The organism is Candidatus Pelagadaptatus aseana (assembly GCF_040362265.1).
In the GTDB taxonomy this organism is placed as follows: domain Bacteria; phylum Pseudomonadota; class Gammaproteobacteria; order Pseudomonadales; family Cellvibrionaceae; genus Pelagadaptatus; species Pelagadaptatus aseana.
The window spans coordinates 221,201-232,702 of record NZ_BAABNJ010000007.1; the positions used below are offsets into that span (position 1 = coordinate 221,201).

The 11,502-nt window shown below is 52.8% G+C and carries 12 protein-coding genes; 6 read left to right on the forward strand and 6 right to left on the reverse strand.

Annotated features, from left to right (window positions below):
• Positions 1-17: 17 nt before the first annotated feature.
• Together ACPXV9_RS12385 and ACPXV9_RS12390 are read right to left on the reverse strand one after the other, a co-directional pair.
• Positions 18-902 carry a LysR substrate-binding domain-containing protein gene (locus ACPXV9_RS12385; protein ID WP_423897537.1) on the reverse strand — a complete coding sequence of 295 codons (885 nt, stop codon included), beginning with the start codon at positions 900-902 and terminating at the stop codon, positions 18-20.
• Between the two features lie 84 nt (positions 903-986).
• Entirely contained in the window at positions 987-2,690 is a 1,704-nt protein-coding gene (locus ACPXV9_RS12390; protein ID WP_423897539.1) for a DUF1631 family protein, read from the reverse strand.
• A gap of 212 nt (positions 2,691-2,902) precedes the next feature.
• Here ACPXV9_RS12390 and nadC point away from each other — a divergent pair, with 212 nt between their 5' ends.
• Positions 2,903-3,760, forward strand: a complete 858-nt coding sequence (gene nadC, locus ACPXV9_RS12395; protein ID WP_423897541.1) for a carboxylating nicotinate-nucleotide diphosphorylase — start codon at positions 2,903-2,905, stop codon at positions 3,758-3,760.
• Positions 3,761-3,778: 18 nt separating this feature from the next.
• Here the strand turns inward: nadC and ACPXV9_RS12400 are convergent, their stop codons facing one another.
• Together ACPXV9_RS12400 and ACPXV9_RS12405 are read right to left on the reverse strand one after the other, a co-directional pair.
• Entirely contained in the window at positions 3,779-4,156 is a 378-nt protein-coding gene (locus ACPXV9_RS12400; RefSeq protein ID WP_423897543.1) for a pilin, read from the reverse strand.
• Between the two features lie 137 nt (positions 4,157-4,293).
• Positions 4,294-4,680 carry a type IV pilin protein gene (locus tag ACPXV9_RS12405; RefSeq protein ID WP_423897546.1) on the reverse strand — a complete coding sequence of 129 codons (387 nt, stop codon included), beginning with the start codon at positions 4,678-4,680 and terminating at the stop codon, positions 4,294-4,296.
• Positions 4,681-5,045: 365 nt separating this feature from the next.
• On the opposite strand from ACPXV9_RS12405, the gene pilB reads away from it, so the two are divergent.
• The 5 genes from pilB to ACPXV9_RS12430 are packed head-to-tail and all read left to right on the forward strand — an operon-like array spanning position 5,046 to position 9,713.
• A complete protein-coding gene (gene pilB / locus ACPXV9_RS12410; protein ID WP_423897547.1) occupies positions 5,046-6,773 on the forward strand; it encodes a type IV-A pilus assembly ATPase PilB in 1,728 nt (575 codons plus the stop codon).
• 17 nt (positions 6,774-6,790) lie between these two features.
• Positions 6,791-8,011: a type II secretion system F family protein gene (locus tag ACPXV9_RS12415; protein ID WP_423897548.1), complete on the forward strand. Its 1,221-nt coding sequence runs from the start codon at positions 6,791-6,793 to the stop codon at positions 8,009-8,011.
• A gap of 24 nt (positions 8,012-8,035) precedes the next feature.
• Complete coding sequence (locus ACPXV9_RS12420) at positions 8,036-8,905, forward strand: prepilin peptidase (protein ID WP_423897550.1); 870 nt, start codon at positions 8,036-8,038, stop codon at positions 8,903-8,905.
• Between the two features lie 4 nt (positions 8,906-8,909).
• Positions 8,910-9,509 (forward strand): dephospho-CoA kinase, encoded by a 600-nt coding sequence (gene coaE, locus ACPXV9_RS12425; RefSeq protein ID WP_423897552.1) that lies wholly within the window; start codon positions 8,910-8,912, stop codon positions 9,507-9,509.
• 3 nt (positions 9,510-9,512) lie between these two features.
• A complete protein-coding gene (locus tag ACPXV9_RS12430; RefSeq protein ID WP_423897553.1) occupies positions 9,513-9,713 on the forward strand; it encodes a DNA gyrase inhibitor YacG in 201 nt (66 codons plus the stop codon).
• A 141-nt stretch (positions 9,714-9,854) separates the two neighbouring features.
• Here the strand turns inward: ACPXV9_RS12430 and mutT are convergent, their stop codons facing one another.
• Together mutT and argJ are read right to left on the reverse strand one after the other, a co-directional pair.
• Positions 9,855-10,247 (reverse strand): 8-oxo-dGTP diphosphatase MutT, encoded by a 393-nt coding sequence (mutT, locus tag ACPXV9_RS12435; protein WP_423897555.1) that lies wholly within the window; start codon positions 10,245-10,247, stop codon positions 9,855-9,857.
• 18 nt (positions 10,248-10,265) lie between these two features.
• Entirely contained in the window at positions 10,266-11,486 is a 1,221-nt protein-coding gene (gene argJ, locus ACPXV9_RS12440; protein WP_423897558.1) for a bifunctional glutamate N-acetyltransferase/amino-acid acetyltransferase ArgJ, read from the reverse strand.
• Positions 11,487-11,502: the final 16 nt, after the last annotated feature.

The window sequence follows — 11,502 nt, forward strand, 5'->3', positions numbered from 1 at the left end:
TGCAACCAGCCAAAAGGTCAAAGGCCGGCATTTCGACACAACGTCAGCCACCAGTCAACCGCCTGATTCGGCGCCATCTGCCTGTGAGTAATAATGTAGAAGCGCCGATCGATGGCCCGCGACTTCAATGGCAGTGGTATCAGCACCCCCTGCTGGATTTCGTCCTCTATGGCAATTCGCGACAGGCACCCAACCCCCAATCCCGATTTCACCGCATTTTTAATCGCCTCGTTATGGGTCAGCTCCAGTCTTATATCCAGCCCCGATAAGAGATCATGCATGGCACCATCAAACGCCTGACGGTGCGCAGTCCCCGGCTCGCGCAGAATCCAGTGACAGCCGAGAATGTCGTGATCACTCAAGCAACTCTTGCCCGCCATGGGATGACCCGGCGCACAGAAGGCGATCATACTGTCATCCCGCCAAGGTTGAAGATTGAGGTTGTCGTGGTGCCACTCGGCCTCAATCAAACCAACATCCACCTCAAAATTCAGCACCTTTGCGGCTACTTCCGGGGTATTGGAGACATCGATGGCCACCTTGGCAGCGGGGTGCTGCTGCACATAGGTCGCCAGATATTTATAGGCCAGGTAATTGCCAATGGTGAGACTGGCACCCACCCGCAAATGTCCCTGCTCCTCGTGCTGGGTCAGCTCGCGATCAAATTCCTGAGCATGCGCCATCAACCCTTCCGCCTTGGTGCGAATCGCTGCGCCCAAAGGATTAAGCTTAAGCCGCTTGGCCGAGCGATCAAACAACTGCATATCATAGCGTCGCTCAAATTCCTGAAGAGCCGCACTGGTGGCAGACTGGGACATGGACAATTGCTCAGCCGCACGACTGATACTCTGCTCGCGGGCAACCGCCAGAAACACCTCCAGATGGCGCAGGGTATACTTCATGAAAACTCCGATTAAATCGATAACTTCATTCTAGAGCATCCATTTAATCGATACAAAAAGGAGTGAAGGAGATGAGCCAAAGCCTCATGCCTTCCTGAGATCCGAGATGACCGCCTGCAACGCCTGATCAAACAAATCATCGGAAGCCACCAAGCGAAAACGCTCATCACGAATCGCATCAGCCACGGCCCGACGGCTCATTTCCGCCACCTTGGCACCGTCGCGATCCACAAACACCAACCGATCGGCATCCCGGATAAACGCCGCCAGCCGATAGCGCAACTCACCATCGTCTGCGGAGACATCAAAGCAACAGCCAGGGCGCAGTTGCTCAACCTGCTCCAACCACTGATCCACCGGCTCTGCAACCGGCACACCCCGGGCAACCGCGACCACTTCAGCCTCTGCCCGCACAGAACCCGGCTGCATCGCTGCCAGATGCACCTGTTCCAACTGCCGAAATAACTCATTGACCTTGAATAAATCATGGGGAACAGACTCAATCCCCGCCCGCAGACGCTGCAACAAGCCCGGCAAGGTCCCCAATAATTCTGACACAGACTGATAGTTGCCACTCACAGACCAAGCCAGATCACGCACCACCTGACGCTGTTCCTGCCACGCTTCGGAAGCCTCCCCCTGCTGCAAATAGGTCAATAACATCGCATTCAGCCAGGGCCCCTCCAGCAGCTGCTGCACCACATCAGGCAGCACCTCACCGGCCATCGCAGCCTCTGACATCAGATCGATCTGCTGCTGCACATAGTCTCTGGCCAGATCGGCTCTGGCCCGGTCACCCTCCACCTGACATAACCGCTGTTGTTGCAAGTTCTGCCCGACTGGCTGAGCACACTGCCGTACATTTTCCAGCGCCACCTGAAAAATAGCCGCCGCCGACTCGGAGGAGTCACCCAAGCCCGCCTCGATCACCTCAGCCAGAGACATCACCTCGGATGCAAAAACCTCGGGATCATCAGCCGTGGCACAACCGGCCACGACCTCATTGAGAAGAAATCGTGCCGGGTGCTCACGGGAATTCAAAAAATCCCCATCATCCAGAGCCATGGCCAAAACTGCTGGCAGCAATCGGCACAAACAACGCTCGGCCAGCTCCGGTCTGGGACTGCCCTCGACCATCAACAGTGATAGACCAACCACCACCCGACAGGTATTGTCTTCTTCCTCGGGAATGTCGATTCCCTCTGGCAGACGCTCCTGCAGCCAGTCATTGAACTGCCCCAGCCGCGGCAGCGAGCAATCACCCTGCATTAGCTGCCCCTGCAACCAGGCCCTGAAGTGAAAATCTTCCGCTGCCGCATCAGTCAAATCGGACCGGCCAAATTCCGGTTCAGCGCCAGCCCCAGTGACAGTGTCAGCTCCAGCAACAGGACCCGAAGCCTCCAGGCGGCGGCGAAATTCCTGGATCAGCATTTCTCCCACCACCGGCGTGGTCGCCAAACGCCCGAGAGCCCGATGATAGGCACCGGTCAGAAAGCTGATGGAGGCTTGATCAAAGTCCAATCCCTGCAGCGCCAATCGATCAATTTCCTGATCCATTGCCACCAGCAACTGCTGCTCCACAACCTGTCTGGACACCCGCAGGTGGCGCATTATCTCAAACCAATCGTTCTGCTCTTTATTAGTCGCCGCGCCATCGGCCTTTTCAAACAAGGCGTCATCAACACCAGAAAATGCTCCCTGTACTATCCGGCGCAGCCGCACACCATGACGCATCTTCGCGGCAGAGCTGGAAACACCGGATTCTTGGGCTGTCGCAGGGTTATTCATACTTCGACCATCAAACTGAAACGCTGTGACTGGCAGTATAATCGCCCTGACAGTGACTCACCTCCTCAGCAGATCAAATTCGTGAACGATTGCACAAACCGAAACCGATAAATATCACACAAGCGCGTGACATCCAGACTGACAGGCCCCGAAGCGCCTGATAAAATCGCCACCTTTCCAGCCAACAACCAAGTAATTACACTGAGCTCACCATGCTAGATACCATCGCCGGCCTGAAACAAGACATGATCCACAGCGTCGAGAACGCTCTGGCAGAGGACATTCGTGACGGCGACATCACCGCCCAACTGATCCCCGAGACCGAACAGGCCAGCGCCACCATCATCACGCGTGACAACTGTGTGATTGCCGGAGCCGAGTGGGTTAACGAAGTATTTCGCCAACTGGACCCCAGTGTCGAAGTGCGCTGGCAGGTCAATGACGGCGATCAGGTCGCCGCCAACAGCACCCTGTTTACCCTGAAAGGCAGCGCCCGCTCACTGCTGACCGGCGAACGCACGGCACTGAACTTCCTGCAACTGCTGTCCGGCACCGCCAGCATCAGCCAGAAGTACGCCGACATTGTCGAAGGCACTGGCGTCAAACTGCTCGACACCCGCAAAACCATCCCGGGCCTGCGCACTGCCCAGAAATACGCGGTCACCTGTGGCAACTGCCACAACCACCGCATCGGCCTGTACGACGCCTTCTTGATTAAAGAAAATCATATTGCCGCCTGTGGCGGCATCACCGAAGCCGTTACCACCGCCAAGCAACAGGCGCCGGGCAAACCGGTGGAAGTGGAAGTAGAAAATCTGGACGAGCTAAAGCTGGCTCTCGATGCCCAAGCCGACATCGTTATGCTGGATAACTTTTCCAACGACGACATGCGCGCCGCAGTCAAACTGAACAAAGAGCAATATGGCGGCAACGCCAAACTGGAAGCCTCTGGCGGCATCACCAATGAGACCTTAAGACCCATTGCCGAAACCGGCGTGGACTATATTTCCATCGGTGCACTAACCAAGGATTGCAAGGCGGTGGATTTGTCGATGCGGTTTAGTATGTAAGGCCACGCAATCACAGCCCTATAAACCGGCCCCCTCTTGACACATGGCACCACCACCAGCGGCATAAGTCAGTTGGCCATTATCCTCAATGGTGGCCACTACACTGCAGGTATCTTCCGTCCAAGTAATGGTGTTACCCGCCCCCTGGGCAAAATCGCCGCCATAGGTAAGCTTATCATTCAAGTCATCGTCATCGTTGGCATCATCACAACCGACGCCCGACTGAACACACAGAGCCGCCTTATTGACAAATACCGAAGCGCCCTTCATGGCCGCCCCACCCTCGGCGCGAAGGGTATAATCCCGGAACACTGGCGCCGCAACCGCAGCAAGAATGCCAATGATAGCGACCACAATCATCAATTCAATCAGGGTAAAGCCTTGTTGTATCTTCATGGGAAGCCTCCGAAGTAACCCGTTAGAAATCCACTAGCACTCAAGCCAAAATTGACATCCAAAACTGCTGAGCTTTTGACAAAAAAAAAGCCAGCAAGGAGTACACCAAGCTGGCTTTCGACCGAAGTCAGGACTGATTAAAGACCCGCACCCTCGGTACACAGAGCACCACCGCCCGCAGCGTAGGTAACCTGACCATCATCAGTAATGGTAGCAACAACACTACAGGTATCTTCAGTCCAAGTAATGGTACCACCAGTACCCGCAGCAAAATCATTAGCGTAAGTCAACTTAGCGCTCAAATCGTCGTCATCATTAGCATCGGCACAACCAATATTGGACTGAACACAAATCAGCGCTTTACTCACGAACGCACTGGCGCCTTTCATCGCCGCACCACCTTCAGAGCGAACCACATAGTCGCGATAGGCTGACAGGGCAACTGCAGCCAGAATACCGATAATGGCAACAACGATCATCAATTCAATCAGGGTAAAACCCGCTTGACCTTTTTGAGCTTTCATAGAAATTCTCCGATTATTTATCAATTTCATTAAGCACCACGTTAAGCACTTACGCGATTATATATCAGCGTTTGTGCCAACAAACAAAAAAACCTTTAAAAACAACAGCATAAGAACAAATCAATATTGCAAGAGCGCAAAATCGGCTTTGACCGGCTCTGACAGAAACACAAATGTGACATTTTTTGTCATATTCACCCCCTGTTCGACACATGCCATCAAACTGCTATGCTGACAGGCAAATACTGAAAACCGCACACCGAAGCTTTCTTGGCACCATTCCGAACCATAAAAATATTTACATTTCAGTCAGTTAACATACACTCTTAGAGCTAATTTAGAATTATATAACTAGGGATATCCTGATGAACGAATCAGTCAAGGTGCTGAGTGGACTCGCCCGTCGTCTGGTTGCTGACCAACTAATTGACGAAGACATAGCCAGAAGTGCCCAGGATGCCACCCAAAAGAACAAAAGCACCTTTGTTGCCGAGCTGGTTCACAACTTTGACATACCCTCTGACAAGATCGCCGCTTCTGCCGCCGAAGAGTTTGGGTCACCTATTTTTGATTTAAGCGCCATCAACGAAGACAGTCTTCCGCAGAAGCTGGTGGACAATAAACTGCTGCAAAAACACCATGCCCTGCCACTGTTCCAACGGGGCAATAGGCTTTATCTGGGTGTTTCGGATCCGACCAACCTGCATGCCCTCGACGAAGTCAAATTCAATACCGGCCTGAACACCGACGCCGTATTGGTTGAAGAAAACAAGCTGGCCACCCTGCTTGACAGCTATCTGAATGCCCAGGAAGAAAGCATCGGTGATGCATTGGGCGGGCTCGATGACGACGCGCTTGACGGTCTCGACATTGAAGCGGTTGATGAAGACGGCCCTAAGGATGACGACGATACCGAAGCGGATGAGGCTCCGATTGTAAAATTCATCAATAAAGTACTGTTGGATGCGATCAAAACCGGCGCTTCAGACATCCACTTTGAGCCCTACGAAAAGTCCTACCGAGTACGTTTTCGAACCGATGGCATACTTCAGGAAGTAGCCAAACCGCCAACAACACTGGCAACCCGACTGGCAGCCCGACTCAAGGTCATGTCACAAATGGACATCTCCGAGCGACGCGTCCCCCAAGATGGCCGCATCAAGCTGAAGATCACCAAGACCCGTGCCATTGATTTCCGTGTTAACACGCTGCCAACACTGTTTGGCGAAAAAATTGTATTGCGGATCCTTGACCCGAGCAGCGCGAAACTGGGCATTGATGCTTTGGGCTACGAAGACGACCAAAAACAAATGTACATGGATGCTCTGGCGCAACCGCAGGGCATGATTCTGGTAACTGGTCCTACTGGTTCGGGCAAGACGGTCTCCCTTTATACCGGCCTGAACATCCTCAACACCACCGAAAGGAATATCTCGACAGCTGAGGATCCGGTTGAAATCAATCTGGAAGGCATCAATCAGGTAAACGTTAACACCAAAGTCGGCCTGACCTTCGCCGAAGCCTTGCGCTCCTTTCTACGTCAGGATCCTGATATTGTCATGGTGGGTGAGATCCGCGATCTGGACACCGCTTCCATTGCCATCAAAGCGGCACAGACGGGTCACTTGGTATTGTCCACCCTGCACACCAACAGCGCTCCGGAAACATTGACTCGACTTCTCAATATGGGGGTTCCGGCCTTTAACGTGGCCACCTCCGTCAGCCTGATCATTGCGCAACGTCTGGCTCGACGCCTCTGCAATGAATGCAAAAAGCCAGCAGAAGATATTCCCGACGACATTCTCAGCGAAGAGGGCTTTGACGACATCGGCATTCCCCGTGAAGAACTTCAACTGTTTCACCCGGTGGGTTGCGACAAATGCACCAACGGCTATAAAGGCCGGGTTGGCGTCTATGAAGTGGTCAGAGTTACCGATGAAATCTCACGCATCATTATGGAGGGCGGAAATGCGATCCAGATCGCAGACGCCGCACGCGAAGCGGGCTTTAATAATCTAAGAATCTCGGCTTTACGAAAAGCAGCACAAGGTCTAACCAGCCTTGAAGAAGCCAACCGCGTAACTAAGGACTAATTTGTAAGGATAATAAAATGGCGACGGCAAATTCGACGGAAATTTTTGTTTACAAAGGCACCGACAAAAAAGGCGCGAAAGTTGAAGGCGAAATCATTGGCAACAGTGTCGCTCTCGTAAAAGCGCAACTGACAAAGAAAGGAATTAAGGCCCGCAGCGTCAGAAAAAAGCCCAAGCCCATGTTTGGTGGTGGTGGCAAAAAAATCACCCCGCAGGACATCGCCATTTTTACCCGACAAATGGCCACCATGATGAAAGCTGGTGTGCCACTGGTGCAAAGTTTTGAAATTGTTGCCGAAGGCTCAGACAACAGCAATCTCAAAAATTTGATACTTGAGATCAAAGACGATGTGGCATCTGGCAGCGGCTTTGCGGTTGCTCTGGAGAAACACCCCAAATATTTCGATGAGCTGTTCTGCAATCTGGTCGATGCCGGTGAGCAATCCGGCGCACTGGAAACCATGCTCGACCGAATTGCCACCTATAAAGAGAAAACGGAAGCACTGAAAGCCAAAATCAAGAAAGCCATGACTTACCCCATTGCCGTCATTGTCGTGGCCCTGATTGTAACCGCCATTCTTTTGGTGAAGGTGGTGCCTCAATTTGCCGATACCTTCAGCGGCTTTGGTGCAGAACTGCCCGCCTTCACCCTGTTTGTGATGGGCATTTCAGAATTCATGCAAGAAGTTTGGTATCTCGTGCTATTTGGTTCCATAGGTGCGGTCATGGCATTTGGTTACCTCAGACGAACCAATAAAGCCTTCTCGGACGGAGTGGATAAACTGGTGCTCAAGCTGCCTGTAATTGGCGGCATTGTATACAACTCCATTATTGCCAGATTTGCGCGGACCCTTTCCACCACCTTCGCAGCAGGCGTGCCTTTGATTGATGCACTCGAATCGGTTGCCGGTGCAACATGCAATTCCGTTTATCAAAAATCCGTAATGAAGATCAAAGATGAGGTCGCCACAGGTTTGCCACTTAACCGCTCCCTTAAATCTGAGGGAATTTACCCCACCATGCTGATACAAATGACCGCGATTGGGGAAGAATCAGGTGCTCTGGACGATATGCTCGACAAGGTGGCAACATTTTATGAAGAGGCCGTAGACAACATGGTTGATAATTTAACTTCGCTGCTGGAGCCAATGATTATGGCCGTTCTCGGCGTGCTAGTAGGTGGCTTATTGATTGCCATGTACCTGCCAATTTTTCAACTCGGCGAAGTTGTTGGCTAACTCCCTCAAACAAAAGATATCTGTATGAACGATTTTATTGCAGCCGGTGGCAACACCGGCTTTCTTATTTTCAGCATCACCCTGCTCGGCCTCGTGGTTGGCAGCTTCCTTAACGTCGTCATCCATCGCGTCCCACTGATGATGCAAAACAGCTGGAAACGGGACTGCTGCGAACTGCTGCAACAACCGGCACCCGACATCAAGAAAATCAGTCTGGTCTACCCCAATTCCCGCTGCCCCAGCTGTGAGGCACCGATTCGCGCCTGGCAGAACATCCCGGTCATCAGCTACCTGTTTCTCGGCGGCAAGTGCGCCAACTGCAAGACCTCGATCAGCAAACGCTACCCCATTATTGAGTTGGTAACCGGTATTCTCAGCGGCTTTCTGGCCTATACCTTTGGGCCCACTGAACAGCTGCTCTACACCCTGATACTGACCTGGGCACTGATCAGCCTGACCATGATCGATATTGATCACCAGCTGCTGCCCGACAACATCACCCTGCCGCTGTTATGGCTTGGCATTATCGCCAATATCAGCGGCACCTTTACCGATCTGGAGAGCTCTATTCTGGGTGCCATTTTTGGCTACCTGTCACTCTGGTTTGTTTACTGGCTGTTCAAGCTGGTTACAGGCAAGGAAGGCATGGGCTTCGGTGACTTTAAATTACTGGCTGCCCTTGGCGCCTGGATGGGTTGGCAGGCCTTGCCGCAAATCATCATCCTGTCTTCAGTGGTGGGCGCTGTCATTGGCATTGCCGGCATACTGATTCAGGGCCGTGATAAAAACGTGGCCATTCCCTTTGGTCCTTATCTGGCCATTGCCGGATGGATCGCCCTGATCTGGGGAGAGCAGATAACCGCGGCGTACCTGCAATACGCAGGGCTGGCTTGATCCCGTGACATTGATTATCGGCCTAACCGGCGGCATCGGCAGCGGCAAGACCGCCGTATCCGATCACTTTGGGTCACTGGGCATCACCATTGTCGATGCGGATATTGCCTCGCGCGTGGTAGTAGAAAAAGGCAAACCGGCACTGGATGCGATCGCCAAAAAATTCGGCCCTGACATTTTGACTTCTGCCGGCGAATTGAATCGGCCCTTACTGCGTGAAAAAATTTTTGCCAACCCCGACGACAAACTGTGGCTGGAGCAATTACTGCACCCCCTGATCGGCGAGGAGATCCGCCAGCAGCTGGAAAACTCAAGCTCGCCCTATACTGTGTTTGTCTCGCCACTGCTGCTTGAAACCGAACAGCACAAACTGGCCAATCGCATTTTGCTGGTGGATGTAGCCGAAGAGTTGCAACTGCAACGCACCATGGCCCGAGACAACAACTCGCAAGAGCAGGTAAAAGCCATCATGGCGAGTCAGGCATCACGTCATACCCGTAGAGAAATGGCTGACGACATCGTCATCAATGACAGTACACTGGAGGCACTTCACAGTAAGATCGAAGACCTTCACCAGCAATACCTGACTCTGGCAAAGAACTGAATTATGGCCACCAAACTCAACTGCCCAACCTGCCAAAAAGAAATCGAATGGAGCGATAAATTCGCCAATCGCCCCTTCTGCAGTGAGCGCTGCAAGCTGATTGATCTGGGGGAATGGGCCAGCGAGACCCACAAAATTAAAGGGCCCACGCTACCTATCGACCCGAACCTCATCGACAACGATGATTTTTATTTTGATGAGTAACACGACCCTGTCATTCTGACGACAATTCAGCCCTGTCATTCTGACGACAGCACAACCTTGTCATTCTGACGACAGAATGGAGGAAGAATCTCTCCGCCTAAAAAGATCCTTCACAGCGTCGCCACTCAGGGTGACAAAAAATTAAGCCAACAGCTTTTCAATAATAGGCTGGTTCGCCTCAGGAAACGCATAGTGTTTCAGGTCGGATCTGAGAACCCAACTGATGGGCTGACCTTCATTGCCTACCGCCTCACCGGCAAACTGATCCACCAACCAGATATCCAGAAACACCGACTTATCCGGATACTCGTGGTGAATCTCCATAAAAGGGGCCGCACCACGCACATCAATCGCCAGTTCTTCGCGAAGCTCCCGATTGAGTGCCTCCCGCGCCGTTTCACCGGCATCCACCTTGCCACCGGGAAACTCCCAGAGACCACCCTGATGAGTATGATCAGGTCGTTTGGCAATCAGGATTTCACCGTCGGCGTTTTTAATCACGGCCGCCACAACGTGGATATACTTCACAGTCATCTGCCTTGAAGCTCTGGATTAGGTACGGTATTCAGCGTTGATCTTGATGTAGTCGTGAGACAAGTCGGTGGTCCAGACGGTCTCGGCCACTTCGCCACGCCCCAGATCAATGCGAATCGTGATCTCTTCCTGATTCATCACTTCCTGCCCCGCCTCTTCCGAGTAGCTCTCGGCGCAGCCGCCGTTTTCGACAATCAAGACATTATCAAGCCAGACTTTGACCTGCTTGTCATCCAGACCTTTGACCCCGGCATAACCGATGGCAGCCACAATACGCCCCCAGTTGGGATCGGAAGCAAACAGGGCGGTTTTGATCAAGGGGGACTGGGCCACGCTGTAGGCAACGCGCAGCGCCTCTTCCCGATTCTCAGCGGCTTGGACTGCTACGGTGACAAACTTGGTTGCACCTTCGCCATCGGCGACAATATTTTGCGCCAACAATTTGTGCACCGCGATGACCGCATCGCGCAGCAGAGAATAGAGTTCGCCATCGGCTGAAATAATCTCCGGCGCCTCCGACTTACCCGAGGCAGCCAGGATACAGGAGTCGTTGGTGGAGGTATCACCATCAACCGTAATACGATTAAACGAGCTGTCCACTGCCTCTTTTAACAACTGATCCAGCACCGGCTGGGCAACAGTGGCATCGGTTGCGATATAAGCCAGCATGGTCGCCATATCGGGCCTGATCATGCCAGAGCCTTTGGCGATGCCATTGACTCTGACCGTTGCCCCCTGATATTCGAACGTGGCCGCAGCCCCCTTGGGGCGGGTATCAGTGGTCATAATGGCTTCGGCCGCAGCTTGCCATCCGGACTCACTCAGGTTGCTCAAGGCTTCAGGCAATGCATTCAGCAATTTATCCATCGGCAAATTGACACCGATGACACCCGTGGAAAACGGCAACACCTGAGACGCATCCACCCCGGTTAATTCGGCAATACGCTCACAGGAATCAACCGCATCCTGATACCCCTGATCACCGGTACAGGCATTGGCATTGCCTGAATTGGTGAGTAGGTAGCGGGCCGGCGACTTGGCCAGATGCTCCTTGCTGACAGTCACCGGGGCTGCACAGAAGGCATTCTGGGTAAAAACACCGGCTACGGTAGCGCCTTCGCAAACCTCCATCACCATCACGTCTTTGCGCCCGGGTGATTTGATTGCAGCACTGGCGGTACCAAGGCGAATACCCTGTACCGGATTCATATGGGGAAAGGGAAAATCGCCTACAGGCATGATCTACTCCAAATTA

Coding starts and splice junctions, on each gene's coding strand:
- ACPXV9_RS12405 (WP_423897546.1), bottom strand. CDS start 4,680: ATGAAAGCTCAAAAAGGTCAAGCGGGTTTTACCCTGATTGAATTGATG.
- argJ (WP_423897558.1), bottom strand. CDS start 11,486: ATGCCTGTAGGCGATTTTCCCTTTCCCCATATGAATCCGGTACAGGGT.
- nadC (WP_423897541.1), top strand. CDS start 2,903: ATGCTAGATACCATCGCCGGCCTGAAACAAGACATGATCCACAGCGTC.
- ACPXV9_RS12415 (WP_423897548.1), top strand. CDS start 6,791: ATGGCGACGGCAAATTCGACGGAAATTTTTGTTTACAAAGGCACCGAC.
- ACPXV9_RS12420 (WP_423897550.1), top strand. CDS start 8,036: ATGAACGATTTTATTGCAGCCGGTGGCAACACCGGCTTTCTTATTTTC.
- pilB (WP_423897547.1), top strand. CDS start 5,046: ATGAACGAATCAGTCAAGGTGCTGAGTGGACTCGCCCGTCGTCTGGTT.
- mutT (WP_423897555.1), bottom strand. CDS start 10,247: ATGACTGTGAAGTATATCCACGTTGTGGCGGCCGTGATTAAAAACGCC.
- ACPXV9_RS12390 (WP_423897539.1), bottom strand. CDS start 2,690: ATGAATAACCCTGCGACAGCCCAAGAATCCGGTGTTTCCAGCTCTGCC.
- ACPXV9_RS12400 (WP_423897543.1), bottom strand. CDS start 4,156: ATGAAGATACAACAAGGCTTTACCCTGATTGAATTGATGATTGTGGTC.
- ACPXV9_RS12430 (WP_423897553.1), top strand. CDS start 9,513: ATGGCCACCAAACTCAACTGCCCAACCTGCCAAAAAGAAATCGAATGG.
- ACPXV9_RS12385 (WP_423897537.1), bottom strand. CDS start 902: ATGAAGTATACCCTGCGCCATCTGGAGGTGTTTCTGGCGGTTGCCCGC.